The organism is Lentzea sp. NPDC051213 (assembly GCF_044455585.1).
Taxonomy (GTDB): domain Bacteria; phylum Actinomycetota; class Actinomycetes; order Mycobacteriales; family Pseudonocardiaceae; genus Lentzea.
Map to the genome: position 1 here is coordinate 1,448,183 of NZ_JBITEX010000002.1, position 26,731 is coordinate 1,474,913.

At 71.0% G+C, this 26,731-nt stretch carries 19 protein-coding genes and 1 pseudogene; 9 read left to right on the forward strand and 11 right to left on the reverse strand.

What is annotated here, in order from left to right; genetic code table 11:
- Nucleotides 1-102: 102 nt before the first annotated feature.
- A pseudogene (locus tag ACIA8G_RS13265) lies at nt 103-786 on the forward strand (DUF4389 domain-containing protein); the annotation flags it as partial.
- Between the two features lie 16 nt (nt 787-802).
- Here the strand turns inward: ACIA8G_RS13265 and ACIA8G_RS13270 are convergent.
- Together ACIA8G_RS13270 and ACIA8G_RS13275 are read right to left on the reverse strand one after the other, a co-directional pair.
- Nucleotides 803-1,765: a tol-pal system YbgF family protein gene (locus ACIA8G_RS13270; protein WP_396418636.1), complete on the reverse strand. Its 963-nt coding sequence runs from the start codon at nt 1,763-1,765 to the stop codon at nt 803-805.
- A gap of 290 nt (nt 1,766-2,055) precedes the next feature.
- Nucleotides 2,056-2,757, reverse strand: a complete 702-nt coding sequence (locus ACIA8G_RS13275) for an ankyrin repeat domain-containing protein (RefSeq protein WP_396418637.1) — start codon at nt 2,755-2,757, stop codon at nt 2,056-2,058.
- Nucleotides 2,758-2,857: 100 nt separating this feature from the next.
- Between ACIA8G_RS13275 and ACIA8G_RS13280 the strand changes: the two genes are divergently transcribed.
- A complete protein-coding gene (locus ACIA8G_RS13280; RefSeq protein WP_396418638.1) occupies nt 2,858-3,034 on the forward strand; it encodes a hypothetical protein in 177 nt (58 codons plus the stop codon).
- Nucleotides 3,035-3,037: 3 nt separating this feature from the next.
- The gene (locus ACIA8G_RS13285; RefSeq protein ID WP_396418639.1) at nt 3,038-3,370 is read left to right on the forward strand and encodes an ArsR/SmtB family transcription factor; all 333 of its coding nucleotides are present in this window, start codon (nt 3,038-3,040) and stop codon (nt 3,368-3,370) included.
- Between the two features lie 5 nt (nt 3,371-3,375).
- On the opposite strand, the gene ACIA8G_RS13290 is transcribed toward ACIA8G_RS13285, so the two are convergent.
- The 3 genes from ACIA8G_RS13290 to ACIA8G_RS13300 form a co-directional block, all read right to left on the reverse strand.
- Nucleotides 3,376-6,045 (reverse strand): ATP-binding protein, encoded by a 2,670-nt coding sequence (locus tag ACIA8G_RS13290; RefSeq protein ID WP_396418705.1) that lies wholly within the window; start codon nt 6,043-6,045, stop codon nt 3,376-3,378.
- A 105-nt stretch (nt 6,046-6,150) separates the two neighbouring features.
- Complete coding sequence (locus ACIA8G_RS13295) at nt 6,151-7,512, reverse strand: tryptophanase (protein WP_396418640.1); 1,362 nt, start codon at nt 7,510-7,512, stop codon at nt 6,151-6,153.
- Entirely contained in the window at nt 7,509-8,552 is a 1,044-nt protein-coding gene (locus ACIA8G_RS13300; RefSeq protein ID WP_396418641.1) for a tryptophan dimethylallyltransferase family protein, read from the reverse strand. Before ACIA8G_RS13300 ends, ACIA8G_RS13295 begins: the two co-directional genes overlap by 4 nt.
- Nucleotides 8,553-8,975: 423 nt before the next feature.
- Here ACIA8G_RS13300 and ACIA8G_RS13305 point away from each other — a divergent pair, with 423 nt between their 5' ends.
- Nucleotides 8,976-9,986: a glycoside hydrolase family 105 protein gene (locus ACIA8G_RS13305; RefSeq protein ID WP_396418642.1), complete on the forward strand. Its 1,011-nt coding sequence runs from the start codon at nt 8,976-8,978 to the stop codon at nt 9,984-9,986.
- A gap of 177 nt (nt 9,987-10,163) precedes the next feature.
- On the opposite strand, the gene ACIA8G_RS13310 is transcribed toward ACIA8G_RS13305, so the two are convergent.
- The gene (locus tag ACIA8G_RS13310; RefSeq protein WP_396418643.1) at nt 10,164-12,644 is read right to left on the reverse strand and encodes a LuxR C-terminal-related transcriptional regulator; all 2,481 of its coding nucleotides are present in this window, start codon (nt 12,642-12,644) and stop codon (nt 10,164-10,166) included.
- A 448-nt stretch (nt 12,645-13,092) separates the two neighbouring features.
- Between ACIA8G_RS13310 and ACIA8G_RS13315 the strand changes: the two genes are divergently transcribed.
- Both ACIA8G_RS13315 and ACIA8G_RS13320 read left to right on the forward strand, forming a co-directional pair.
- Nucleotides 13,093-14,088 (forward strand): hypothetical protein, encoded by a 996-nt coding sequence (locus tag ACIA8G_RS13315; protein WP_396418644.1) that lies wholly within the window; start codon nt 13,093-13,095, stop codon nt 14,086-14,088.
- Nucleotides 14,085-14,789, forward strand: a complete 705-nt coding sequence (locus ACIA8G_RS13320) for a hypothetical protein (protein ID WP_396418645.1) — start codon at nt 14,085-14,087, stop codon at nt 14,787-14,789. The genes ACIA8G_RS13315 and ACIA8G_RS13320 overlap by 4 nt, the downstream gene beginning before the upstream one ends.
- A gap of 269 nt (nt 14,790-15,058) precedes the next feature.
- Here the strand turns inward: ACIA8G_RS13320 and ACIA8G_RS13325 are convergent, their stop codons facing one another.
- Nucleotides 15,059-15,544, reverse strand: a complete 486-nt coding sequence (locus tag ACIA8G_RS13325) for a DUF1269 domain-containing protein (RefSeq protein ID WP_396418646.1) — start codon at nt 15,542-15,544, stop codon at nt 15,059-15,061.
- A gap of 116 nt (nt 15,545-15,660) precedes the next feature.
- Between ACIA8G_RS13325 and ACIA8G_RS13330 the strand changes: the two genes are divergently transcribed.
- Nucleotides 15,661-16,077: a hypothetical protein gene (locus ACIA8G_RS13330; RefSeq protein ID WP_396418647.1), complete on the forward strand. Its 417-nt coding sequence runs from the start codon at nt 15,661-15,663 to the stop codon at nt 16,075-16,077.
- A gap of 55 nt (nt 16,078-16,132) precedes the next feature.
- Here ACIA8G_RS13330 and ACIA8G_RS13335 read toward each other — a convergent pair whose 3' ends face one another.
- On the reverse strand, nt 16,133-17,503 hold the full coding sequence (locus ACIA8G_RS13335; protein WP_396418648.1) for an alpha-amylase family glycosyl hydrolase: 1,371 nt from the start codon (nt 17,501-17,503) through the stop codon (nt 16,133-16,135).
- The gene (locus ACIA8G_RS13340; protein WP_396418649.1) at nt 17,500-20,031 is read right to left on the reverse strand and encodes an MGH1-like glycoside hydrolase domain-containing protein; all 2,532 of its coding nucleotides are present in this window, start codon (nt 20,029-20,031) and stop codon (nt 17,500-17,502) included. Before ACIA8G_RS13340 ends, ACIA8G_RS13335 begins: the two co-directional genes overlap by 4 nt.
- 153 nt (nt 20,032-20,184) lie before the next feature.
- On the opposite strand from ACIA8G_RS13340, the gene ACIA8G_RS13345 reads away from it, so the two are divergent.
- On the forward strand, nt 20,185-21,012 hold the full coding sequence (locus ACIA8G_RS13345; RefSeq protein ID WP_396418650.1) for a patatin-like phospholipase family protein: 828 nt from the start codon (nt 20,185-20,187) through the stop codon (nt 21,010-21,012).
- Nucleotides 21,013-21,025: 13 nt separating this feature from the next.
- Here ACIA8G_RS13345 and ACIA8G_RS13350 read toward each other — a convergent pair whose 3' ends face one another.
- Both ACIA8G_RS13350 and ACIA8G_RS13355 read right to left on the reverse strand, forming a co-directional pair.
- Complete coding sequence (locus ACIA8G_RS13350; RefSeq protein WP_396418651.1) at nt 21,026-21,943, reverse strand: peptidoglycan-binding protein; 918 nt, start codon at nt 21,941-21,943, stop codon at nt 21,026-21,028.
- Nucleotides 21,944-21,953: 10 nt separating this feature from the next.
- On the reverse strand, nt 21,954-22,478 hold the full coding sequence (locus ACIA8G_RS13355; RefSeq protein ID WP_396418653.1) for a LuxR C-terminal-related transcriptional regulator: 525 nt from the start codon (nt 22,476-22,478) through the stop codon (nt 21,954-21,956).
- 96 nt (nt 22,479-22,574) lie between these two features.
- Here ACIA8G_RS13355 and ACIA8G_RS13360 point away from each other — a divergent pair, with 96 nt between their 5' ends.
- Complete coding sequence (locus ACIA8G_RS13360; protein ID WP_396418654.1) at nt 22,575-26,723, forward strand: BTAD domain-containing putative transcriptional regulator; 4,149 nt, start codon at nt 22,575-22,577, stop codon at nt 26,721-26,723.
- Nucleotides 26,724-26,731 lie beyond the last annotated feature (8 nt).

Here is a 26,731-nt window from a genome sequence, read left to right on the forward strand (position 1 = left end):
GCCGGCGGACCTGTCGACGAAAATCGCAGGAACAGTCCGAACAGGACGATGCCGTGACATCGCACGACCTCGCAACGAGTACTGCTGCTCGAGGAGGACGAGATGACGACGGCGACAGCCGGTTATCCGATGCGGGTGCACGGGAGGCTGGACCCCGGACTGAGTCGCTGGCTGTGGCTGGTGAAGTGGTTCCTGGCGATCCCGCACTACCTCGTGCTCGCCTTCCTGTGGCTCGCGTTCATCGTGGTGAGCGTGGTGGCCTTCTTCGCGATCCTGTTCACCGGGCGCTACCCGCGCGGTCTGTTCGAGTTCAACGTGGGCGTGCTGCGCTGGACGTGGCGCGTCGCCTACTACACCTACGGTGCGCTGGCCACCGACAAGTACCCGCCGTTCAGCCTCGGCGAGGAGCCCGACTACCCCGCGACGCTCGACGTCGCCTACCCCGAGCACCTCTCGCGTGGACTGGTGCTGGTCAAGTGGTGGCTGCTCGCGATTCCGCACTACGCGATCGTGGGAATCTTCGTCGGTGGCGGCAGTTACGTCGCTTACGAGGCAGGACAGCGGGTGTACAACTCCGGCGGCGGTCTGATCAGCCTGATCGCGTTGTTCGCGGGCGTCGCGCTGCTGTTCACCGGGCGCTATCCGCAGGGACTGTTCGACTTCCTGCTGGGCATGGACCGCTGGGCACTGCGTGTCGCCGCCTACGCCGGGCTGATGACCGACACCTATCCGCCTTTCCGGCTGGACACCGGCGGTGACGAACCGGCCGCGGCGACGATCGGGCCGGATCCCGTGTGACGTGTCAGCCGCGGGACGGGGGAGCGGTGACGGCGGCCGTTCGAGCGGCCAGTTCCCGTGCGCCGGCGTGGAAGTCGTGCCGGCGCGCGTGTTGGCCGAGTGAGCGGAGCTGATCGCGGACGCGCGCGGAATCCAGGTCCTCTGTGGACACCAGCGCGCGGAACCCGACGTCCACCGCGCGGTCGAGGTCTCCCTCGATGAGGTGATTGGTCGCCAGCAGGATCAGACTGAAAGCGCGACTGCGAGCCATCGCGTTGCTGTAGCCGGCGATCGCGCCGGTGAGCAGTGGAACGGCGACGCGGGTGTGCCGCGGATCCGCGGTGCGGGCCAGATCGGTGTGGACGGCACCCGTCAGCGCCGCCATGTCGTTCTCGGTGAAGAACTTGGCCCACCCCGGCACGGAGGTGCGGTCGGCGGTGGCGAACCGGTCGCGGCCGCGATCGAGCAGAGCACACGCCGTCGCTTCGTCGCCCTGCTTGGCGTGCACCCACGCGGCGTTCATGGACAGGAGGCTGGCCCCGACCTCGTCGCGTGGCCGCGCCACGTCGACGTGACCGAGCTCGAAGTAGTCCAGCGCCTCGGCGAGGCTTCCCTCGTGCAGGCACACGCGGCCGAGCCGATAGCAGATGTTGGCGACCAGCCCGTCGTTGCGGCCACGGCCCGCCAGCACCAGGGCGTGGGAGAAGTACGCGCGAGCGGCGCTGACCAGACCGGCGTCGAAGCACACCCATCCGGCGAGGTTGTGCAGATCGGCCAGGGCGACGCGCAGCCGTTGACGCACCGGTTCCGTCGCGGAGGCCGCCGCCATTCCCCTGCATTCGCGCATCCGAGCGCGGACGGCGCCGATGCACGCCTCGCCGCCGTGCCGGTAGTCCATCGCACGCAACGCGCGGATGTCCGCCTCCAGCCGCGACACGTCGGAACCGCCGATCTGGCGGGGCACGGGAAGGACATCCGAAACGGCCACGGCGAGTCTCCAGGCGTGCAGACGGGAGATAAGGGGCACCGCCGGGGTCCGGAGCGGCCGAGCATCACACCCTGCCGGCGAGTCGGAGGACCGCCGGACCGGGAAACTTGATCACCACCGATGATAGACCTGTCCGTGCCGCCGCTCGACCACGCCGCGTCTTGGTGTGGAGGTCGCACCAGGCGGCTCGGGACCCGGTTCTCCCGTCAGCGGCACCCCTGCGATGGGTGGGCACCTCACGACGGCATCAGCGGCCCGTTGTGGAACCGCGCCGCGAATCACCCGCGCGGTCAGCGAGCAGCCGATGTCGCGCCTTGATCCCGCAGCCAGGCGACGAGGTCGTGCCATTCACCGCGCTGGGCGGCGTCGAGCGGCGTCATCGGTTCCCACGGCGGAATCCAGTTCAGCTCGGCGCCCTGGCCGAGGAGGAACTCGGCGCACTCCCGCCGGCCGCCGTGGCACGCGCCCCAGAACGCCAGGTTCACCTCTTCGCTTGCGGCGCCTGGGAAGTAGGTCCGCACGCGGTCGAGGAGTCCGAGCGTCGCCGCGTCGGTGAGCGTCGTCGTGGCGCCACGCTCGACGAGCCGGTGGGCGGTGCGCCACTGCGCGAAGGCGCGCGCGTCGGCCAGTGGGGTGCCGCCCGCGATGACGGCGCCGTCGGCGTCGATGTCGGCTCCGGCGTCCAGCAACGCGTCGAGTGCCTCGACGTCGTCACTGCTGGCCGCCCAGTGCAACGGCGTCTCGGTGTGCGTGCCCCGGAAGCGCGCGTTCACCTCCGCACCCGATTCGACGAGGACGGCGATGGTGGTCGCGACGTGGGGGAAGTGGCCGGGCCAGTCGGTGGCGATGTGCAGTGGTGAGCGGCCGTCGATGCGCGCGGTGACGAGGTCGGGACGGTCCCGCAGGAGGTCGCGGAGACCGTCGGCGTCTCCGGTGCGGATGGCGTTGGTCAGTGCCATCGCTAGCTCGTCGTCTGCGGTCAGCGCCATCATCGATCCACGCTACAACCACCTGTTCGGGACGTGCACGGCAGTTGTCGGACTTGTAGAGTGTCGAATTGAAGAATTCTTCAATTCGACAGGTTGTGGTGCTGTGAACGAGTTCAAGGACAGCCTGCTCATCCGTCTCAAGCAGGCGGAGGAGGCGGTGCGCCGGGCCGTGGAGCAGCAGGACGAGTACGCCGCCGAGGTGCACGGCGCCGATCTCGCCAACCTGCGGCGCCTGGCCGCCGAGCACGGAGTGGTCCTCGACGCGCCCGAGGAGGGGTGAGCGGTGCCCGTTCCGCTGTACCAGGCGAAGGCGGAGTTCTTCCGGATGCTCGGCCACCCCGTGCGCATCCGGGTGCTGGAGCTGTTGCAGGACGGTCCGAAGGCCGTGCGTGATCTGCTCGCCGAGATCGACGTGGAGGCGTCCAACCTCTCCGCGCAGCTCGCTGTGTTGCGCAGATCCGGCATCGTGACGGCGACCCGTGAGGGCTCGACGGTGGTGTACGCGCTCGCGGGCGGTGACGTGGCCGATCTGATGAAGGCGGCCAGGAGGATCCTGACGGAGTTGCTGGCCGGGCAGAACGAGCTGCTCGCGCAGTTGCGCGAGAGTTCCGTGTGAGAGCGTCAGGGCAGCCGGGTCGCCAGTTCGGCGCGTGATCTGATGCCGAGCTTCGTGTAGACCTTGCGCAGGTGGTACTCGATCGTCTTCGGGCTCAGGAACAGGGCGGCGGCGACCTCGCGGGTGGTCTTGCCCTCCGCGAGCAGGAGCGACACCTGCAGTTCTTGTGGCGTAAGGGCTTGTGCGTCACTGGGTGCGCGTCGCTGGATCGTCTCGCCCGTCGCCCCCAGTTCGATCGCGGCGAGATCCGCCCACCTCACCGCACGCAGGTTCTCGAACGTCTCCAGCGCGCCGTGCAGCTGTGGCCGGGCGTCCACCCGCCGCCGGGCGCGGCGCAGGCGGGCACCGTAGGCGAGCCGGGTGCGCGCGGTCTCGAAGTCGTCCAGGGTTCGGTCGTGGAACAGAAGTGACGCCTCGAAGTGCACGTCGAAGGCCGGGCTGAGCACGCCGATCGTCCGTTCGGCGCGTGCCATCGCCCACGGCTGGCCTTTCGCCGCCGCTTCGGACCGGTAGCGCCGCGCGACCCGCCAGGCGTCCTCGCGCCGGCCCAGTCGCACCAGCACGTCGGCGAGCTCGGGTGCGGGGGAGAGGTCCGGGTCGGTGAGCTGGAGCTCGTCGAGCAGGGCGGCCAGCTCTTCCAGGTGTGCCAGCGCTTTGCGCGGGTCGCCCAGCCCGAGTTCCAGCTCTCCCAACGCGAAGAGCGACCAGACCCGGCCGACGTGGATGTCGCGGGCGCGGCAGATCGGCAGCGCTTCCGCCACGAGCGCGCGGCACTGCGCCTCGTCGCCGAGGCGCGCCCGCAGCCACGCCAGCCCGGCCAGGCACATGGCCAGATCGGTGTTCTGCCCGGTCTCCCTCGCGAGCCGGGTGGCCTCGTCGTAGGTCGCTTCGGCGCGGACCCACTGGTTCGTGGTGGCCTCGTCCCGCGCGACGTGGAACAGCAACGCCGGGAGCGTCCCGACGGCCGCGTCCGCGCGTGCCTCGCCGACGATGCGCCGAAGCTCCGCCCCGGAGTCCGAGTCGCGCAGGAACAACGGCCCGATCATCAGCCACGGCATCCGGTGCCGGTCGTCGCGCAGCCGCCCGGAGGTGGCGAGCAGCTCGATCGCGGCCCGGATCTGGTCGGCGCCGCCGCGGTTGGCGAGGATCCGCGCCGCGCCCGCGGCCATCTGGCCAAGGCCTCGTGCCCGCGGCGTTGTCACCTGGCCAAGCAGTTCTTCGATCTCGAGGGCCAGTTCGACCCCGGTCGTGGCGTCACCGAGGTAGAAGCAGGCGTTGACCGCGTCAGCCAGGAGCACGACGCCTTCGTCGGCGTTGCCTGACCGCCGCGCGGCCGTCCGGCAGAGGTCACGCGCCTCGGTCAGGGAGCCGGTCCGTGCCGCGATCGCGCCGCGCAGTTCGACGGCCTTCGGCTCGGTCAGATCGCCGGACTCGTCGAGCAACGCGATGGCGCGCGGCGTGGTGCCGGCCAGCCACGCCGACTCCGCCGCCGCCACGCACAGCGACGCGTGCCGTTCGACATCAGGGCTGAGCCGCGCGGCCCGCTCGTAGGCGGTCGCGGCGATGTCGTGCGCACTTCGTTCGTGTGCTCGCTTCGCCGCCAGGACAAGAAGATCGGCGACGCGGGCGTCCGGCCCGAGCGTCGCCTCGGCCAGGTGCCACGCGTGCCGGTCGGCGTCGTGCGGGCCGAGCACCTCGGCGACGGCGCGGTGGACGGACCGGCGGTGCTGAGGTGTGGCGTCGCCGTACACGGCCGCGCGGATCAGCGGATGACGGAACTCGACCCGGTCATCGGCGATCCGGACCAGCCCGGCGCTCTCGGCCTCGGCCAGCGCGTCCACGGCGACGCCGAGCAGCCGGCACGCACCGCCGACCACCCGCAGGTCGTTGCCCGCCACCGAGACGACGGTCAGCGCCGCGCGCCCGGCCGCGCCGAGTGACCGCGCCTGCTCGGCGAACTCGTCGGCCAGCGCCGCGGACACCGGGAGCGGCGCCTCGGGAGAGGCGTGTTCCAGCCGGTGCGCCCCTGCGGCCAGTTCGATCAGCGCGAGCGGGTTGCCCGCGGTCGCGAGGTGCAGTCGCGCGAGCAGCTCGGGTGACACGGGCACGTCGGACCGGCTGGAGACCAGCTCACCCGCGGCGGCCAGGTCGATGCCCGCCAGCGGTAGCGTCGGCAGCCCGGGATCCGGTGACCGCGTGGTGGCCAGCAGAACGATCGGATCGGCCACGAGTCTCCTGGCCGCGAACGCCAGCGCGTCCGCGGACGGCCGGTCGAACAGGTGCAGGTCGTCGAGCAGGACCGCGAGCGGCCGGTCCTCCGCGAACCGGCAGAGCAGGCTCAGCGTGGCGGCGCCGACCGCGAACCGGTCACCCACCGGTCCTGGGCGCAACGCGAGAGCGACGGACAACGCCTGGGCCTGGGGTTCGGGGATCTCGTCGAGGCGGTCCAGCGCGGGGCGCAGCACCTGGTGCAAGGCGCTGAAGGGAATCTCCCGTTCGGGCTCGCTGCCGGCGGCCCACAGGACGTTCATGCCCGTGGCGCAGTCATCCGCGCTGTGCAGCAACGCGGTCTTGCCGACGCCGGGCTCACCCGTGATGGCCAGGACACCGCCGTGCCCGATCCGGGCGCTCGCGACGAGCCGCTCGATCTGTCGACGCTCGGACTCGCGCCCCATCAGCACATCGGCGAGTGTAGGTCGGCGCCGGCACCGCAGTGCCGTTCGTGTGCCATGAGGGTGACCTTCATGGACCTCAGGTCCATGAAGGTCACCCTCATGGCACTAGCGCACCTGCTCGAGCCGCGCGCGGAACGGCCGCAGAATCGCGGGTGCCTCGACCAGGCGGTAGCCCGGCACCTTCTCGACGTTCTTGGCGATCTCCGCGAGCGTCTCGCCCACGTACTCGAGGTGACTCTTGGTGTACACGCGGCGCGGAATCGCCAGGCGCACGAGCTCGAACGGCGCGGGCGTGATCAGCTCGCCGGACTCGGTGATCTCCCCGAGGTAGAGCGAACCGAGCTCGGCGCACCGGATTCCGCCCGCCAGGTAGAGCTCGGATGCGAGGGCATGGCCCGTGAACCGGCTCGGCGGGATGTGCGGCAGCAGCCGGCCCGCGTTGAGGTAGACCGCGTGGATGCCGGCCGGGCGCACACTGTCCACACCGGCCTGACGGGCGCACTCGGCGAGGTACTCCGTTGCCGCGGCGCGCGCCCGCAGGTACTCGGGGTCGGTCACCTCGAGCAGGCCCTGCGCGATCATGTCGAGGTCACGTCCCGAAAGCCCGCCGTAGGTGCGGAAGCCTTCGGTGGCCATCAGCAGGAGCTCGCACCGCTTGGCCAGCTCCGGGTCGTTGACCCCGAGCATCCCTCCCATGTGGACGATGCCGTCCTTCTTGAGGCTGGCCACGCAACCGTCGGCCAACCCGAACGCGAGCCTCGCGACCTCCAGCGGAGTGTGGTCGCGGAAGGCCTCCTCCCGCTGGGTCACGAGCCACGCGTTCTCGGCGAACCTGGCCGCGTCGAGGATGAACGGCACCCCGTGCTTGCGGCACAGCTTGCTCGCCGCCTTCAGGTTCGCCATCGACACCGGCTGCCCGCCGCCGCCGTTGTTGGTGATCGTCATGAGCACGATCCCGACGTCGTCCGGCCCTTTCAACGCCTTCTTGAGAGCGACGAGGTCGATGTCGCCCTTGAACGGGTCGTCGCTGTCGAGGTTCTTGGCCTCCTGGCAGGGGATGTCCCGCACCACGCAGCCCAGCAGTTCGAGGTTCGCCCTGGTCGTGTCGAAGTGCGTGTTGCCGAGCGAGATCTGACCGGGCTTGAGCAACGCGGTGAACAGGATCCGCTCGGCGGCACGACCCTGGTGCACGGGGAAGATGTGCGAGTAGCCGGTCAGGTCCTCGACCACGTCGCGGAACCGGAAGAACGACCGCGCGCCCGCATAGGTCTCGTCGCCGCGCATGCCCGCCGCCTGCTGCTCCGCGGACAGGGCACCGGTGCCGGAGTCGCTGAGCAGATCGATCGTCACGTCGTCGGCGGTGAGGTTGAACTGGTTGTACCAGGCCTCGCCGTACACGCGTTCCCGGTAGGACCGGGTCGTGATGGGGATCGGTTCGACCACCTTGATCCGGTACGGCTCCATCATGTGCGCACTGCTCCTTCTAGATCGGCACGAGCGTTGCTCCGGGGCGGCGTGACGCCGTACGCCTCGGACGACAGGTAGACCGTGATTCCCGGCCGGGGCTTGCCCAGGCGCAGTGACACGTGGGCGATCAGCCCGACCCCCTCGGCCAGTGGCCGGCGGGCGATGCTCGCCAGCGCCCGGTCGAACGGCGCCGGGTCGAGCCCGTATCTGGCCATGATCGCGTGGACGCGCTCACACGCTTCGAGGTCGTCGCGCACGTAGTCACGAATCGGGATGTAGAGGGAGTAGCCGCTGGGCCGGCCGGTGTCGCCGGACAGGAAGGTGTAGCTGGACATGAGCGGCCGGCCGGTGAACGGTCCGGTGCCACCGCAGGCCAGCTCGCAGACGTCCGACAGGAGTTCCGCGTCCACGCCGGGTGCCGCGGCCGCCGCTCGTGCGATGTCGGGTATCGCGGCGCCGTCGTGCGAGACGTAGGTCTTCACCCGGGCCCGCTGCTGGTCCACGAGGTCGAGTGCGAAGAAGGAGAACCGGTCGAGCTGGTCGCGGCGCAACGCGTGCCCGGCGACGGTCGGGTACACCTTGCCCAGGCCGAGCCGGGTGAGGGCCTCGCGGACGAGACCCGTGGCGCGGGCGCGTCCACGCACCTCGGGGTTGAGGTAGACCTTGATCGCCGGTGCCGCGCCCGGCCGGATGATCAGCGAGTACCAGAACGTGAAGAGCCCCTGGGGGTCCGGGGGCAGGAACAGGTCGCGCACGAGGTCGAGCTGCCCGGGATCCAGGTCGAACTCCCGATTCAGCACGTCGAGCACACCAATCGCCTCGGCAAGATTCGAACCTCTGTGCGGGTGCGACCCGAGAGACTCGACGATCATGCGCACGATGGAGGGCTCGTTTTCCGCGAAAGCCACGGAGAATTCAACAGGTGAGTGGTCGTCGGCTACGCCGGATGGCCATAACGGGCCTTGTGCGAGTGGTCGGAGACCGCCACTGCCCAATGCGGCGCTTAGCAGTTTCGCCGCCCTTTGGGAAGAGGCGGACATATCGACGGCGTGGAGGAGGTTCTGCAGTTGCTGAACAGCGAAATCGCGCACAGAGACGGGTGTCGCGCTCAAGTTGGGGGTCTCCTACTCGGCAGGGGAGCGACTCGGGTCTTTGGCTCGGCGGGGTGGAATCGCGCGAATTCTCTCAACTCATCACGCGGTCCGGAAGATCCGAACAGGGTTGCGTGCGACACTACGGAAAGTGCGCAAGGACACTCCCTTGGCCTATTGACTCCATTCGTTTCCTCGCGAACGCGGAATTGGTCCAATTCGATCGGCATTTCTTTATGGTCGAAATGGCGGATTGCGCACGGCCGCACCGGCGTTCTCGTGGACCGGGATCTGCCGAAACCCTGGCCATGCGGCCCAGGCCCCCGCTCTAATGGCGTACGACGCCGCCCATGTCCAGGTTGGAGAAACCTGATGGTGAGGCGGCGTTCGTTCCTCCTCGGGGCATCGGCCCTGCCACTCGTCGGCGCCGGACTGGCCGGCCCGCTCGACGCCGGCCGGTTGGCGGCGGACTACTGGATGCGCACCATGAGCTCGGGCGGCAACGACTGGCACGACGCCACGTTGCACAGCGGCGTCATGGCGCTGTACAAGGCCACGCAGGACACCAGGTACCGCGACTACACACTGGCCTGGGCGAACCGGCACAACTTCGCGTTGCGCTCGTCGTCGAGCAACCCGCACTTCGCCGACCACCAGGCGGCGGGCCAGGCCTACCTCGATCTCTACGAGGACAACCCGGAACCACGCCGGCGGGCTGCGATCGTGCGGGAGATCGACGCGACGATCGCCACCGGCAGGGTCGACTACTGGTGGTGGTGCGACGCGCTGCACATGGCGATGCCGATCTTCGCGCGGCTGGGCAAGGCCGAGTACGGCGACCGGCTCTACCGGTGGTCGCGGCAGCGGTTGTGGAACAACAACCTCGGCCTTTGGTGGCGTGACAGCAGGTTCGTCAACCGCAACATCTACTGGTCGCGCGGCAACGGGTGGGTCCTCGCGGCGCTCGCCAAGGTGCTGGAGGTCCTGCCGCAGACCTCGCCCTACCGGGCCGGCTACCTCGCCGACTTCCGGGCGATGGCGGCGGCGCTCGCGCGGGTGCAGCGGGCGGACGGGTTCTGGAACGTCAACCTGGGCGACCCCAACAACTACCCCGGTCCGGAGACGAGCGGGACGGCCTTCTTCACCTACGGCCTGGCGTGGGGTGTGCGCAGGGGAGTGCTGAACGACGCGACCTACCGCCCGGTCGCGATGAAGGGCTGGGACGGGATGCTGCGCCTGGCCCTGCAGACGACCGGCAGGCTCGGCTACGTGCAGGGGGTGGGGCAGCAGCCGTCCGACCACCAGCCCGTTGGGCGCAACGACACCACGAACTTCGGTGTGGGCGCCTTCCTGCTCGCCGCCTCGGAGGTCGGGCGGCTGTGACGGTGGCGGCACCTCACCCGGCCGTGCGCACGCCAAAGCGACGCACGGCCGGGGGTGCCGTTGGGTGGGTGCAAGCTCGCCGATGGCGAGTGAGACGAGCCGGGCGATTGTGTCGGCGGGCTCGCGTGGATCAAGTGTGGCGCGGGGCGCCGGTGCCCCCAAGGGGCCATTCCCCCGCTAGATGAGGCCCAGCCGCCTGGCCACGAGGACGGCGTCGCGGCGCTGGTTCACGCCGAGCTTGCGGTAGATGCCGCGCAGGTGGGTCTTCACGGTGTTGACGGAGACGAACAGCGAGTCGGCGATCTCCTCTGCGGTGCGCATGGAGGGCAGTTCGAGCAACAGGTCGCGTTCCCTGCTCGTCAGCACATCGGTCGAGGCGGCGTCGGCGGCGGGCAGTGCGGTCATCGTGGTGGTGGCGAACGGTTCCAGCCTGCCGAACCGGCCGGCGCCGCGGGCCAGCAGGTCGCGGACCGGCTGGCCCGCGTTGAGGAACGGGCGCAGCGCGCCGGCCTGCTCGGCGAAGGCCAGTGCCTTGGTGAGGGCCTCGTGCGCCCGGCGCTGGTCGCCGGAGCGGTCGACGAGCACGGCCTCCAGCAGCCAGCCCTCGACGATCGTCGGTGCCGCCACGGTGGGGAGTTCGCCGGACAGCAGCGGTTCGAGGATCTTGCGGGCCTGGCCCAAACGGGCGTGCAGGGTGTGCACGACGGCGCGCAGCACCGCCTGTTCCCCGCACGGGCCGAACATCGCCTCGACCTGGTCGGACATGGCGGTGGCCCACTGTTCGTCGCCCGAGCGCAACGCGATGCGCTGCACGGTCGGCGCGATGTGCGCGACGACGTGCGGAATCACCTGGCGGGCCGCGACATCGCGCCACTGCTCGCGGATGCGGCCGACGACCGCGCGCGGATCGCCCGCCGTCGGGAACGACACCGCCGCGTCCAAAGTGGACACCGCGAGCCCGGTGGCCGGGTCGGGACGGTCGCCCAGCGCGCGGACGGCGTGACCCGCGAGCTCCGCGGCGCGGACATCGTCCAGGCGCAGGTAGGCCTGCGCGCCGAGCAACGCGTAGGCGAGCGCGCAGACGAAGTGCGACTGCCAGCCCTTCTCCTCGGCGAACTCGACCGCCACGCCCGCCTGCACCGCTGCCGCCTGGATGTCGCCGGCAGCGCTGGTCAGTGCCGCGAGGTGGACCTGGCAGTCCAGCACGGCGTGGTCGAACCGCTCCTGCCGGCCGATCGCGGCCGCCCGCACCAGGTCGTGCTCCGCGCCGGCGTGATCGCCGGACAGCAGTGCGGCGACGCCGCGGTTGAGCAGCGCGGCGACCTCGGCGTCGAGGCCGCCGCGCCCGGCCGCCGTGCGGGCCATGACCTGTTGCGCCTCACCAAGACGCGCGTCGAACCGGCCGCGGCGCAGCAACGCGGTCGCGTGCAGCACGCGCACCCGGTCCTGGCGCAGGGCAAGCGGTTCGCCGCCCAGCCCGGCGAGCACGCGGTCGGCGGCCACGACGTCGCCCGCGTCCATCGCGACCAGGGCGGCGACCACCCCGACCTGAGGGCGCGCGAGTACGTGGCCCGGCACCGAGTCGAACACGGCGCGCAGCCCGCCGCTGCCCTCCCGCAGCACCTCGGGCAGCACGGAGTTCTCCACGATCTCCGCGGTGAGCTGGTCGTCGCCCGCCTGCAGCGCGTGCCGCAGTGCGACGGCGGGTTCGTCGTGCCGGTGGTACCAGTGCGCGGCCATCTGGTGCAGCGACGCCTCGTCGGCGGGCCGGGAGCGGCGCAGTTCGGCGGACAGGTGGGCCCGCAGCACCGGGTGGCAGCGGTACCACTCGGGCGCGGAGTCGAGCCTGCTGACGAACGAGTTGGTGCGTTCCAGCGCGTCGAGCACCACGCCGGGACTCGGGTGCCGGGTGAGCGCTCCCGCGAGCTCCGCGCTCACGGCCTCGCACACGCTCGTCGCGACGAGCAGGTCGTTCACCCGCTGGGGATACCGCGCGAGCACCTCCTCGCCCAGGTAGCGGCTGACGACCTGGTCCAGGCCCGCGAACATCAGCAGTTCCCCCGGACGCGCCCGAGCCGCGATCATCCGCATGATCGCGAACCGCAGTCCGCCGGCCCAGCCCTCCGTGCGCCGCAACAGGAGTTCGACGTCACCGGGGGAGAGCTGCAGGCCGTGCGCGGTCAGCAGCGCGTCGGTCTCGGTGCGGGTGAACGCGAACTCCGGTGGCAGCACCTCGCGCAGCCGTCCCTCCAGGTGCAGGCGGGCGAGGTGCAGAGGAGGCGGGAAGCGGCCCAGCAGCACGAGCCTGAGCCGGTCGGGTGACTGCCGGGTGAGCAGGTCGATGCTCGCGAGGGCGTCGGGGTCGCGGATCTCGTGCACGTCGTCGAGCACGAGGCACACCGAGGCCGGCACGCGGTCGAACGCGGCGATCACCGCCGACGAGAAACCCGGTTCGGCCAACGGGATCGGCTCGGCGAGTGCGAGAGCGTCCCGGACGGCGGCGCGCAACCGGTCGGGTCTGTTGTCGTGCTCGTCGAGAGTCAGCCAGGCAACACGGTCCTCGCGGCGGCGCGCCCACTCGGCGAGCAGCGTGGTCTTGCCGCAGCCGGCCGGGCCGGTGACCGCCGTGACCGGCGCGGAGGACACATGTTCGTCCATTGTGGATAGTAGGTGCCCGCGTGACACGAGTGGTGTCACCGATGCCGGTATGCGCAGCTTGGCCTGGCTGGTCTCGGGGACGGACGGTTCACACTCCGAACTGTCGGACATCGCGGTTTGTCTCCCCATTTGCGTTGTCGAGGGATGATCGCGTGATCGAACCGCATCACCGCGAGCACTCCGGTGGTGCTGGGCGGTGCGCAGTCGTCGTCGGGCTCGGTGATCACCACGAGCACGATGCGCCGGGACCGCGAACGGTCACGTCGACGGCTCAAGATCGGTCACCTCCTCCGCCCTGACGCTGCTCGTGCACGTGTGCACCCGGCCTCCCCCGCACCGGGCGGTCGCGGCGTGCCGGCGAGCAGGGGTTCACCTGTGCCGGGTGAAGCAGCGGGCAGGGCCGCGCTCCGAATCTGGGCGGGTGAACGCCTGAGGGAAGAGGAGCCGCATGAGCTGCCGACTTGCGTTGCGCGACCTGGTGGACGTCGTCCGCCCGGCCCGTCCGGTCGCATCCGTCTACCTGGGATCGAGCCCGCTGCGCGGGTGGCGGGCGCGCTGGGCCCGCCTCGCCGACCAGCTGCGCTGCGACGGCGCGGGAGCCCAGGTGGTCGAGACCATCGGAGAAGTCCTGCAACGGGCACGCGCCACCTACCCGGACGCGGACACGCTCGTGGCGTTCGCGGGCGAGGAACTGCCGCCACGGGTGTTCGCCACGCCCGGCCTGCGCCACCGGGACCTGGCCTGGTTCAGCTCACCGGCGCACGTCTTGCCGCTGCTGGCGTGGTTGCAGGAACGCCCGTCGCGCGTGGCGGTGACCGCGGGCAGGGACGGCACGGAACTGGTGGCGGGCAACGACCGCAGGGTGGTGCTGAGCTACCCGGCGCCGTCGTGGCGGCAAGGCGTGCGGTCGGCCGCGGCGGCGTGCGCGGAGCTGCTGGACCGGCACGAGGCGAGACTGCTGGTGGTGGCGGGGGAGGACGAGGTGGTGGGCGCGTTGTGGGAGGCGCTGCCCGCCCCCGTCCGCCGCGAGGTGGTCCTGAGGTGGACCGGCCGAGACCTGACCCCGCACCGGATCGCGGTGGAGACAAGGGCGGCGGCACGATCGTGGACCGACGACGTGCTAGCCGACTTCCACTCGCGCGGCCGCGCCCGTCGGCTGTCCGTGGAGGGCGTGGACGAAACCCTCGCCGCACTCGCCGCCGGCAGGCTGGACGACCTGCTGGTCGGTCACCCAGAGGACATCACGGCCACGGCTTGGTACGGCCCCGCACCCACCGACGTGGCCCGCGGCTGGTCACCGTCGCGGCGCTGCGGCCTCCTCGCCGACGTAGCCGTGCGCGCCGCGTTGCTGAGCGGCACCAGGGTTCACGTGATCACCGCCGGCGGCTTGCACGAGGACATCGGCGGCCTGTGCCGCGTGCCGCTCGCCCTGGTGCGCTCATGACCGCCGAACTCGTGCCGCTGCGCACGGGTTTCGACGTCTCCTGGCTGGGCTACCGGCGCGACCAGGTCCAGCACTTCGTCGCCGAGACCTCGTACGACCTCTCGCTTCTGGCCTCGGACCGCGACGCCGCCGAGGCCAGGGCACTGTCGCTGGCCAGGAACCTGGAGGCGGCCCGCGCGGAGAACCGCGCACTGCGCGACCGCGTCGACCGGCTGTGCCGTCTGCCCCTGTCCCCGGACTCGGTAGGCGAACGTCTCCGCTACGCCGTGGACGCGGCCTTGGCCGAGGCCACGGCGATCGCCGAACGCGCGAGCACGATCGAGGACCACGTCCTGGCTTCCGCCCGGCAGGCCCACGCCGAGCACCGCGATCTGCTCGCAACGACCCGCTCGCGCATGTCCGAGCTCGTCCGCGAGGCCGAGTCCCGTCGCCGTGCACTCGACGAGGCGGCGGCTCGGCACCGGGCGCAGGTGCAGGAGGACTTCGAGATCGCGCTCGCCTTGCGGCGCAAGGAGACCCTGCGGGACGTCCGGCTGGTGGAGGAGACCGCGCGGCGGCAGGCCGATCGGATCGTGTGGGAGGCGCAGCGGCAGGTAGCGGTGCTGGTGGAGCACCGGGATCGGGTGGCCGGGGTGTTGCGGGTGGTTCATGCGTTGCTGGGGAAGGCGGCGGATCACGTTCGGGCGGGGGATGGGCCGTGATGGGAGCGAGGTCAGCGCGCGGGTAGCGGGGCATGGGGAGTGGGCGGTGCGCGCGGGTGGGCGGGGTGCGGAGTGGCCGCGCGCGGGCGGCGGCCGGACTCCCAGGCGAGCCAGTGCGTGCGGGCGCAGAACCACCACCAGCCGAACGCAGACCGGCCGGAGGACGGTGTATCCGTCCTCCGGCCGATCCATCGGCAGGCGGCAGTAGACCAGCAACAGCACCCCGACAGTCGCCGCCGGCCGCACCACCACCGTGATCTTGGGCAGGCTCAGGAGGTGAACGTCTCCCGCAGCAGCGCTTCCTCGTGCACCGAGAGGTTCGTGGTGATCAGCTCGGCTCCGGTCTGCTTGAACTGCTCGGCCACGCGGTCGACGATCGCGTGCTCGGACATCACGAACAGGGCCGACGTGCCGGGCGTGACGCTGTCACGCACCTCCTGGACGAAGTCGTCGTCGATTCCGGCCTTGGACAGCGAACCGGCCAGTGCGCCGACGCCCGCGCCGATCGCCGCGCCCAGCAACGGGATGAAGAAGATCAGCCCGAACAGCAGGCCCCAGAACGCCCCGCCGAGCGCGCCTGCGCCGGTGAGTTTGCCGAGTTCCTTGGTCTTCGGGCGTTTCGCGTCGGCCTCCCAGTACACGTAGGCCGTGTCGCGAATGGTGATCAGTTGCTGTTCCTGGAGTTTGCGGAGCAGGTCGAGCGCGATGCGCGCCCCGTCGGACGAGTCGAACTTCCACACGGTCAAGGTCGCCATGGCCGCCACTGTGCGAGATCCGCACGGGTGGCGTCCTCACCCTTCGCGGGTGAAGAGCCGCCCGGTGCGCCGATGCCACCGTTGCCGCACAACCGTTCCGAGACAACGGAGGCACGATGCGGGAGACAGGCTGGCTCGGCTGGATCTGGTTCGCGGGCATCATGATGATCGTCATGGGGTCGTTCAACGCCATCGAGGGGCTGGTGGCGTTGTTCCGCGGTGAGTACTACGTCGTTTCCGAGGCGCAGGTGCTCGTCTTCGACATCACCGCGTGGGGCTGGATCACCCTTCTGATCGGCGTGCTGGTGGCGCTCGCGGGCGCCGCGCTGCTCGCCGGTGCCGCGTGGGCAAGGGTGGTCGCGGTGGTGCTCGCGGTCGTGAACGCGGTGGCGCAGCTGGCGTTCGTGTCGGTGCACCCGCTGTGGTCCACGATCGTCATCGCCCTGTGCGTCACGGTGATCTGGGCGGTGGTCGTCCACGGCTCCGAGGCGGAGACGGCGACCGAGAAGATCGAGCAGACATACCACCGGTGATGCCGCGCGCACTCACTATGCTGCTCGACGCCGCGACGCCGGTCGTCGGGCTGGCTCAGGCCGCCTCGAACAGGTGACATCCCCACGGCCCCAGCGCCACGTACCGGGGACTGATGCCCTCGTACACCGTGCCGTCGAGCAGATCCGTGCACCGGCCCGGCCGGTCGACGGGGATCAGGCCCTGGGCGGGCCGGTCGGAGAAGTTGACCACCACGAGGTGCCGGGCCCACTCCCAGGCGAGCAGCGACTCGCACGAGCGGTTGTCCGGCCAGCCCTCCACGTCGAGCAGCCGCCAGTCACCGCGGCGCACGCCGTGGCCGGCCACGATCGCGAGCAGCCGCCGATACCAGGTGGCCAGGTCGTGGTCAGGCGTTTCGTCCGGCCGCCGGGTGAGGAACACCGGCGGCCGGACCCGCCTGCCCTCGAACTGGCCCTCGTGCCAGAGCGTCGCGCCGGGCAGGGTCGCGATCGCCACGGCGGCCGCCTTCGCCGCGTCGGGCGGGAGTTCGCTCGCGATGCGGGGCTCGTCCTGGTTCTCGAGGAACCGCAGCAGCCGCGACTGGTAGCCGGGGTCGGCGTGCAGGTGCGCACGCACGCCGGCGACGTCCCTGCCGATGAGCCGGTCGTAGAGCCGTTTGTCGTAGCAGAAGTTGAAGCCCTGCTGCTGCAGGGACCACTCCATGTCCCAGTACGCCTCGGCGATGAGGACCGTCTCCGGGTGCTGTGCCCGCAGCCCGCCGATGACCTCGGGCCAGAAGTCCTGCTCCGGCTGGGGACTGGTGCGCCACGTGCGGGCGAAGATCTCGTTCGTCACGAGCATCGCCATGTCGCACCGGATCCCGTCGCAGCGGGCCGCGATTCCGGCGAGCGTCATCGTCGCGGCCGTGCGCAGCGCGGGGGAGAACGCGTTGAGCTGCACCACGTCCGGCCACGCCGGGAAGTACGGGTCCTTCCCGCGCTCGATCTCGCCGTCCGCGCCACGCACGAAGAACTCGGGATGGCCGGCGACCCACGGGTGGTCCGGCGCCACGTGGTTCGGCACGAAGTCGAGGACGAGCCGCACCCCGCGGACCGCGAGTTCGGCACGGGCCTGGGCGAGGCCGTCGTCGCCACCGAACTCCTCCGCCACGACGTAGCGGCGCACGCAGTACGGCGATCCGGAGACGTCCTCGGCGCGCAGGTCCGGCAGGGCTTCGTGGAACGACGCGCGCAGGCCTGGATGGGCGTTCGCGATCGCGAGCCCGACGAGGCTGCGTTCCCACACGCCCATCAGCCACACCGCGTCGACGCCGTCCGGAGTCACCGCGTTCCAGGTGTCCGGGGGCACGTCGGCGAGCGTGATCGGGTGGCCCGCCGCACGGGACAGCTCGCTCAGCCACACCACGGTGTTGATCTCGTAGATGACGGGGCGCTCCGGCCAGCTCATCGCGTCACCATCCGGGGGAGGAGGGCGACGAGCGCGGTCCAGCCGGTCTGGTGACTCGCGCCGATGCCCGCGCCGTTGTCGCCGTGGAAGTACTCGTAGAACAACGGGTCGTCCTGGAACCGCGTCTGTCCACCGTGGACCGGACGGCGGCCGTCGGGCCCGCGCAGGAACGTGCTCATCAGCCGGTCGCTGATCTCCCCGGCCACCTCGCGCAGGGTCAGGTGCCGTCCGGACCCGGTGGGGCACTCGACGGTGAAGCCGTCGCCGAAGTAGCCGTGCAGGTGCAACAGAGCGCGGATGACCAGCACGTTGATCGGGAACCACACCGGGCCGCGCCAGTTGGAGTTGCCGCCGAACATGCCGCTGTCGGACTCCGCGGGCTGATACCCGACGCGATGTTCGACGCCGTCCAGCAGAAGCACGTACGGGTGTTCGGCGTGCCAGCGCGAAAGCGACCGGATCCCGTGTGGTCCGAGGAACTCCCGTTCGTCGAGCATGCGCGCGAGGATCCGGCGCAGGCGGCTCTCGTCGAACAACGAGAACAGCACCGGACCGGTGACGTCGGCCTGAGCACCGTGTCCCCACAACGCGGCTTTCACCGTGGGATGCCGGTCGAGGAACTCGCGCATGCCCTCGACCAGTCCGGGATGCTCGCGGCGGATGTCCTGGCCGATCACGGTCGCGGCGGCCAGCGGCAGGAGCCCGACGGCCGATCGCACCTTCAACGGCGTGGAGGTGCCGTCCGGGTGCCGCAGCACGTCGTGGAAGAACCCGTCCTCCTCGTCCCACAGCCCGCTGCCGACGTGCCCGGTGGCCGCCGCGATCCAGGCGAGGTTCTCCAGCAGGATGGCGGCGTCCTCCAGATAGCCGAGCTCGAGCGCCATCTGCACGAGGTTCTGGCAGTACAGGGCCATCCACGCGGTGCCGTCGGCCTGGTCGATCCGCCCTCCGGCGGGCAGCGGGGCGCTGCGGTCGAACACCCCGATGTTGTCCAGCCCGAGGAACCCGCCCTGGAACAGGTTGCGGCCGTCGGCGTCCTTGCGGTTGAGCCACCAGCCGAACGCCCGCAGCAGCGGCGGGAACACGCGGGCCAGGAACTCCTTGTCGTGGTCGTACTGGTAGACGAACCACGCGGCCGACGCGTGCGCGGGAGGGTTGACGTCGCCGAAGTTCCACTCGTAGGCGGGGATCTGGCCGTTCGGGTGCTGGTAGCGGCGTCCGAGGAGCAGTTCGATCTGCTGCTTCGCCAGTTCCGGGTCGACGATCACCAGCGGGACCGCGTGGAAGGCCAGGTCCCACGCGGCGAACCACGGGTACTCCCACTTGTCCGGCATGACGATGACGTCCTCGGCCAGCAGGTGCCGCCAGTTCTGGTCGGCGCCCAGCGCGTCGGCGCCTCGTTCGGTCAGCCAGCGTTCGACGTCGAACGCGTAGTACTGCCGCGACCACAGCAGACCCGCCAGCGCCTGCCGGCAGACCAGCCGTTCGTCGCTTCCCGGGTCGCCCCCGAGCACCTCGTCGTAGAAGTCGTCGGCCTCGTCGCGCCGTGCCGTCACGGTGGCGTCGAAGCCGGCGAACGGATCGTCGGCGATGGTGTCGGTGAGCCGCATCCGGACGGTCGCCTGACCACCGGCGGGGATGTGGAACGTGTGGTGTGCCGCGGCTTTCGTGCCCACGCCGTCCGGGGCGACGGCAGAAGCGTCCTGGTGCAGCACCGCGCGTTCGACGCCGTCCTTGACGTACGGCGTGATGTTGGGCGAGCCGAACACCCGCTCGTTGTCGGTCTCGTTCTCGCAGACCAGGATCGGTGCCGCCGGATCCCCGTACCACCACCGGGTTCCGAGGTCGTGGTGTTCGAGGCGAACCGTGCCGGGCGCACAGCTGTGCAGCGACGGCACCCGCACGTCGCCGGCCCACGACCACGTGTGGCGGAACCACAAGGTGGGCAACAGGTGCAGCGTGGAGTCGTCGGGGCCGCGGTTGTGGGCCGTGACGCGCATCAGCACGTCCTCCGGGCCTGCTTTCGCGTACTCCACGACCACGTCGAAGTAGCGGTCGCCGTCGAACACCCCGGTGTCGGCGAGCTCGTACTCGGGGTCGTTTCTGGACCGTGCGCCGTTCGTGGCGACCAGGTCCTCGTAGGGAAACCGCGCCTGCGGGTACTTGTAGAGCATCCGCTGGTAGGACGAGGTCGGGGTGGCGTCGAGGTAGAAGTAGCACTCCTTGACGTCCTCGCCGTGGTTGCCCTCGCCGTTGGTGAGGCCGAACAGCCGTTCCTTGAGGATCGGGTCGGTGCCGTTCCACAGCGCCAGCGAGAGGCACACCCGCTGCCGGTCGTCGCTGAACCCGGCCAGCCCGTCCTCGCCCCACCGGTAGGCGCGATACCTGGCCTGGTCGTGGGTGAACGACGCCCACGCGTCACCGCCGGACGCCTCCCGGACCGTGCCCCACTGCCGTTCGCTCAGATACGGGCCCCACCGTCGCCAAGGGCCGGCTTCCTGGAGTCGTTGCTTCTCCGCACTGACCACGTCGCTCCGCCTTTCGTGTCAGGAGGAACCCACGTTCGTCCGGCACCTGGGAGCAGCGGTTCACCCCGCGCGGATGGTTCGGCCACCGCGAGCCACCCGGAGAGGAGGAAATGGCCCCTCGCGCGGCCCCGCCGGGCTCGCGAGGATGGCGGGATGGCGACCGCGTTCGTGTTCGCCGGCGGCGGCAGTCTGGGGGCGGTCGAGGCCGGCATGCTCGCCGCGCTCATCGACGCCGATGTCCGCCCTGATCTCGTCGTCGGCACCTCGGTGGGCGCCGCCAACGCCCTGTGGTTCGCCACCCGTCCGTCCGATGTGGACGGGCTGAAGCGGCGGTGGATCACCCTGGACCGCAAGGACGTCTTCCCGATCCGGCTGGTGCGGGGCGTGCTCGGCCTGCTGGGGTTGCGCGACCACCTCGTGCCGAACTCCGCGCTGCGCCGCGTCCTGCGGGCGTCGCTGGGCGACATCGACCTGACCGGCACCCAGATTCCCGCCCACGTCGGCGCGACCGACGTGCTGTCCGGCGCGGAAGTCCTGCTCTCCAGCGGGAACGCGGTCGACGCGGTGCTGGCGAGCACGGCGATCCCCGCGGTGTTCCCGCCGATGCTGATCGGCGACCGCTACCTGGTGGACGGCGGCGCCGTGAACAACAACCCGGTCTCCCACGCGGTGGACCTGGGAGCGGACGCGGTGTGGGTGCTGCCGACCGGCTACGCGTGCGCGCTCACCGAGCCGCCGCGTGGAGCACTGGCCGTGGCACTGCAGGCGTTGACGCTGCTGGTGAACCACCGGCTGGCGCTCGACGTCGAGCACTACCGGGACATCGTCGCGCTGCGGGTGGTGCCGTCGCTGTGCCCGTTGAGGGTCTCGCCCGGCGACTTCAGCCGTGCCCGCGAGCTGATCGAGGCGGCGCAAGCGAGCACACGCGAGTGGCTCGATGCCGGTTGCCCCGATCAGCCCGCGCATCAGAGCTGCAGGTAGATCTGGCGGTGTTTCAGTAGAAGCAGCCGGTCTTCGGCAACGACGAGGGCGCCGGTGGCGTGCGGCCGTCGTAGATCGCGAGCAGGAAGTTCTGCGGGCAGTGCCGCGCCCCGTTGATCTTGATCGCGAAGTGCAGGTGCGGTCCCGTCGAGTTGCCGGTGTTCCCGGTGGTGCCGATGCGGTCGCCGGCCCTGACGGCCTGGCCGTTGGCCACGGCCTGCGACGAGAAGTGGCAGTACTGGTACTCGACGCCACCGGTGATGATCTTCATGCCGTAGCCGCACCCGGTGGTGGCGCCGTCGTTGATGCGGTACGCGGTGCCGCTGACCACGGCGTAGGCCGGGCGGTTGGTCACCGGCAGGTCGATGGCGGGGTAGTCGTGGTGCGGGTCGTCGTACTCGCTGCGGGGGAGATCGCCGCGAGCCAGCGGCAGGCTGAACGCGCCGCCGCCGGACGGGGTGCCGCCGACCAGCGCCTGCCAGGTGATCGGGCCGATGACGCCGTTGCTCTCCAAGGAGTTCGCGCTCTGGAACGCGACCGCCGCGGTGTGCGTGCCGCCGCCGAAATCACCGTCGACGACCAGGCCGTACCCGTAGCGGTTGAGCTGGACCTGGGCGGCGCGAACGGCCTCGCTGTTGTTGCCGCGCTGCACGCTCACGATCAGCTTCGGCCACGTCAGCGGGCCGATCTCACCGTCGGCGGTCAGGCCGGACGCGGTCTGGAACTGCTTGACCGCGGTCTCGGTGCCGGAGCCGAAGTCGCCGTCGGCCGTGATGTTGTAGCCGCGGTGGCGCAGCAGGTGCTGGGCGCTGAGCACGGCCGGTCCGTTGGCGCCGATCTTGACGTTCGGCCAGGCCGGCGCCGCCTGGGCCGGGCTCACGAGTCCTATCAGGACGGACAACGCGATCAACGCGGTCACGAGGATTCTCATGGGCCGCACGCTATGAACGCACCGCCACCGGCCGCCCTAGCCTCGAGACCAGTTGCGTGCGGTCGCGGCAGCCGAACTTCCGCAGCAGGTTCGAGACGTGGTACTTGACCGCGCCGACCGTGATGAACATGGCGGCGGCGATCTCGGCGTTCTCGTGGCCGTCGGCGAGCAGCCGCAACGTCTCCCGCTCCCGCCCGGTCAGCGACGCCGGCGGGGGACCGGGCAGCAGAGCGCTCACCAGCCGGGGCGACACCCACCCGCCGAACCGGTGCACGTCGTGGACCGCCCGCACGATGTCGTCGACCGGGTCGTCGGCGAGCACCAGCCCGGTCACTCCCGACCGCACCAGACCCGCCACCGCACCCGGCGACGACAGCACCGCGACCGTGCGTGGCCCGACGGCGTCACGTGCGTCCACCACCGTCACGTCCGCAGGGCCGCCGATCGCGGCCCACGGCTCGAAGCCGAGCCGCACCGAGATCTTGTTCGTCAGCAACGCGCTGCACAGTGACAGCGCGACATGGATCGTCCGCATGGCCCAGACCGTCGGCGCGGGGCCGTATTTCTCCGTATCGGCTGCGTATAACGCCTGGTCGTTGTTACCGTTCGGCCGATCCGTGGGGGAGGGTGCGTGGAGTTCCGGGTACTCGGTCCGCTCGTCGTCGTGGCAGGTGGCCGTGAGCTGCCACTGCGGTCGGCGAAGCAACGGATCCTGCTCGCGATGCTGCTGCGGTACGCGAACACGCCCGTGTCGCCGCATCGGCTGATCGAGGCGCTCTGGGAGGTCCCGCCGGCCTCCGCGCAGGAGAACCTGAGGCTGTACGTCTACCAACTCAAGCGCGCCCTCGACCTCGGCGACCGGATCACCCGCAAACCGACCGGCTACGAGCTCGCTGTCGAGCAGGGCGAGCTGGACGCGCACCGGTTCGACACCCTCGTCGAGGACGGCGAACAGGCGCTCGCGGACGGCAACCCCGCCAAAGCCGCCGACCTGCTCGCCGAGGCGCTGCGGAAGTGGCGCGGTCCGGCCTACGCCGACCTCGACGCACCGGTGATCCGGCAGTTCGCCGCCCGGCTCGACGAGGCACGGCTGCGGGCGGTCGAGGCACGCGTCACCGCGGACCTCGCCCTGGGCGGGCACGCCGGTGTGATCGGCGAGCTGACTGAGCTGGCCGCCGCCCACCCTTACCGGGAGTCGTTGCACGCGAAGCTGATGGCCGCCCTGTACGGCGCTCATCGGCAGGCGGAGGCGCTGGAGGTGTTCCGCCGCACGCGCGAGCGACTGGTCGGTGACCTCGGCATCGAACCCGGCCCCGACCTGCGCGGCCTGCACGAGACGATGTTGCGCGGTGAACCGCTCGCCTCGCTGCCCGCGCCGAAGGTCACCCGCACCGACTGCCCGTACCGCGGCCTGATGGCGTACCAGCCGGAGCACCACCCGTGGTTCTTCGGCCGCGATCACCTCGTCGAGCTGGTCACCAGGAGGATCGACCGCTATCCGGTCGTCGGCGTCTTCGGCGCGTCCGGCAGCGGCAAGTCGTCGTTGCTGCGCGCCGGTGTGCTGGGCGGGCTCGGCGACACGTGGCGCCCGCTGCTGATCACGCCGACCCCGCGCCCGCTCGAAGCACTGGCCGGTGCGCTGGCATCGATCACCGGCAAGCGGCCCGACCTGCGCGCGGATCCGGCGGCGTTCGACGTCGAGGTCCGCAACGCGCTGGCGCACGGCCCCGACGACGTCCGCGTGTTGCTCGTGGTCGACCAGCTCGAAGAGCTGTTCACCCTGTGCCCGGACGAGGACGAGCGAGCTCGCTTCATCGCCGTCCTGCTCGACGCCGCGCAAGGTCCTGGCCGGCGCACGCGCGTCGTGCTCGGTGTCCGGGCGGACTTCCTCGCCCACATCACGCACCACCCCGGCCTGGTGCGAGCGCTCGCCGACGAGGCGACCGTGCTCGTCGGGCCGCCGTCGACCGCGGACCTGCGGGACATCGTGCTGCGCCCGGCCGCCATGTCCGGCCTGAGCGTGGCCGCCGACCTGCTGGCCACGGTGCTGGCCGACGTGGACGCCGAGCCCGGCGCGCTGCCGTTGCTGTCGCACGCGCTCGTGGAGACCTGGCAGCGTTCCGGCGGTGAGCTGACCCTCGCGGCGTACCGGGCCGGCGGCGGGGTGCGCGGCGCGATCGCGCAGACCGCCGAACGCGCCTACGACGAGCTTGATGCCGCGGGACAGCAGGCGATGCGCCGGATCCTGGTGCGGCTCACCGCGTTCGGCGACGGCACCGAGGACACCCGAAGACCGATCCACCGCGCGGAACTCGACGGCGTCGCGTCCCTCGAGGTGATCGACGGCCTGGTCGCGGACCGGCTGATCATCCTCGACGAGGACACCGTCGAGATCGCGCACGAGGCGCTGATCAGGGCGTGGCCCAGGTTGCAGCGCTGGCTTTCCGACGACCGCGCGACCCTGCTGGTCCACCGCAGGCTGACCGCCGCCGCACACACGTGGACCGAACTCGACCAGGACGAAGGCGCGCTCTACCGGGGCACGCAGCTGATCACCGCCACCGCGTGGGCCCAGGACCACCCCGGCGAGCTGAACGCGGCCGAGGAGTCGTTCCTGCAGGCCTCGGCCGGGCGCGACGAGGCCGAACAGGTGAGCGTGAAACGCCGCAACCGGCTGCTCACCCGGCTGGTCTCGATCATGGGCGTGCTGCTCCTGCTGGCCGCGGGCGGTGGCGGCGTCGCGTGGTGGCAGTCGCGGGAAGCCCAGCTGCGGCAACGGGCCGACCAGGCGCACCAGCTCGCGCTGTCCGCCCGCGGTCTCGTGGACACCGCGCCGGACCTGGCCGGGCTGCTCGCGGTCGCCGCGTTCCGGCTGCACGCCGACGACGACACGCGAGGCGCGCTGCTGAGCACCGCCTCCGCACCGCGGCGTCGGGTCGAGCTCAACAACGACGGCCCGCCGGTGCTCGACGTGAACGTGTCCCACCAGGGCGACGTGATCGCCACGGCCGACCGGGACGGCCTCGTGACGTTGTGGGATCCCCGCTCCCGCACGAAGAAGCTCGTGCTCTCCGACCACAACGGACTGACCGAGAACGGCTACGCCCGCCAGGCCGAGTTCAGCGCGGACGACCGCTTCCTCGCCTCCAACGCCTCCCAGCCGTCACTGGGCGGCAGCCGGGGTGACGTCGTGGTCTGGGAGCTGCCGTCCGGCAAACCCGTGTTCTCGCAACGGTTCGACGTGCTGACCATGGGACTGGCCTTCCACCCTGCCGGAACGTCGTTCGCGGTGGGGGTCGCGGGCGGCAACGTCGAGGTGTGGGACGTCGCCGCGCGCACCCGGCGGGTGTTCACCGGCCACGCGCACGAGGTGAACTCTCTGGCGTTCAGCCCGGACGGCTCGATGCTCGTCACCGCGAACGGCAAGGACCGGCCGCTGATCTGGGACGTCGCCTCGGGCGCCTGGATCGGCGAGATACCGTCGCTGGAGGTCAACAACGTCCACTTCGACGGCCCGGCGACGATCACCACGGCCACCCTGCGCAACGGCGTGAAGTTCTGGAACGTCAACGGCACCCTGCTTTCGGAACTTCCACGACAGGGCCCGTACGCGTGGGAGGCCTCCGCACCGGTCGGCGGCCGGATGGCGGTGGCGGACGAGGACGGCCTGATCACGATCTGGGACATCCGCACCGGCCGCCCGATCACCACCTACCGCGACCGCGGCCGCACCGAGTCCAGGGCGCTCGCGCTGGGCCGTGACGGCAGGCTGCTGGTGTCGGGCGGCTTCGGCCGGACCGTGGCCGTGCGCGAGGACGCCGTGCCACCGTTCACCGGGCACGCCGACGGCATCAACGACATCGACGTGCACCAGGACGTCGTAGCGTCCGCCGGCGACGACGGAACCGTGCGGCTGTGGCGCCCCGACGGCACCGCTCTGGCCACTTTGGACGGTCATCCGGACCGGGTCGAGTCCGTGTCGTTCAGCCCGGACGGCACCAGGCTCGCGGCGGTGACCCGCAATCACACCGTCACGATCTGGGACGTGTCAGCACGTGAACGTGTGTCGTCGTTCTCCTACAGCGGTCTCGGCGCTTCGACCGACATCGCCTACCAACCGGACGGACGCGGCATCGTCACGGCGTCGCTCGGCCGGTTCCGCTGGAGCCTGCCGGACCTCGTGCAGGGCGCGTTCTCCGGAGGCCCGTACATCGCGAGCGCCGTCGAGTTCACGCCGGATGGCCGCCTGCTGATCTCCACCGACCCGGCGGGAGGCGCGATGCTCTGGGACGTCGCCGCCGACCGGCTGGAGCGCCGCGTCCCCACCGGTCAGGGCGACGTCCGGGACGTGGCGATCAGCCCGGACGGCACGCGGTTCGCCACCGCGGGCGCGAACCGGACCGTGAAGGTGTGGGACGTGGCGTCCGGGGCCGAGCTCATGACGCTGACCGGCCACTCCGCACCGGTCGTGGCCCTGGCCTTCAGCCCGTCCGGCGACACGCTGGCGTCCGGGGGAGAGGACCACTCGGTCGTCGTCTGGAACCTCGGCAGCCGGACCGGTGTCGAGCTCACCGGCCACACCGGCCCGGTGCAGGCGGTCGCGTTCACGCGGGAGAACGAGCTGGTGTCCGGCGCGAACGACGCCAGGATCATTCGGTGGTCGCTTTCCAGTTCGGACGCGGCGGCGCGGATTTGCGCGGAGACCGGGCGTGATCTGACGGCGGCGGAACGTGCCGCGTACTTGCGCACGCCGGAGTCGTTGGGGTGCGCGGCCGCTTAGAGCCTGTT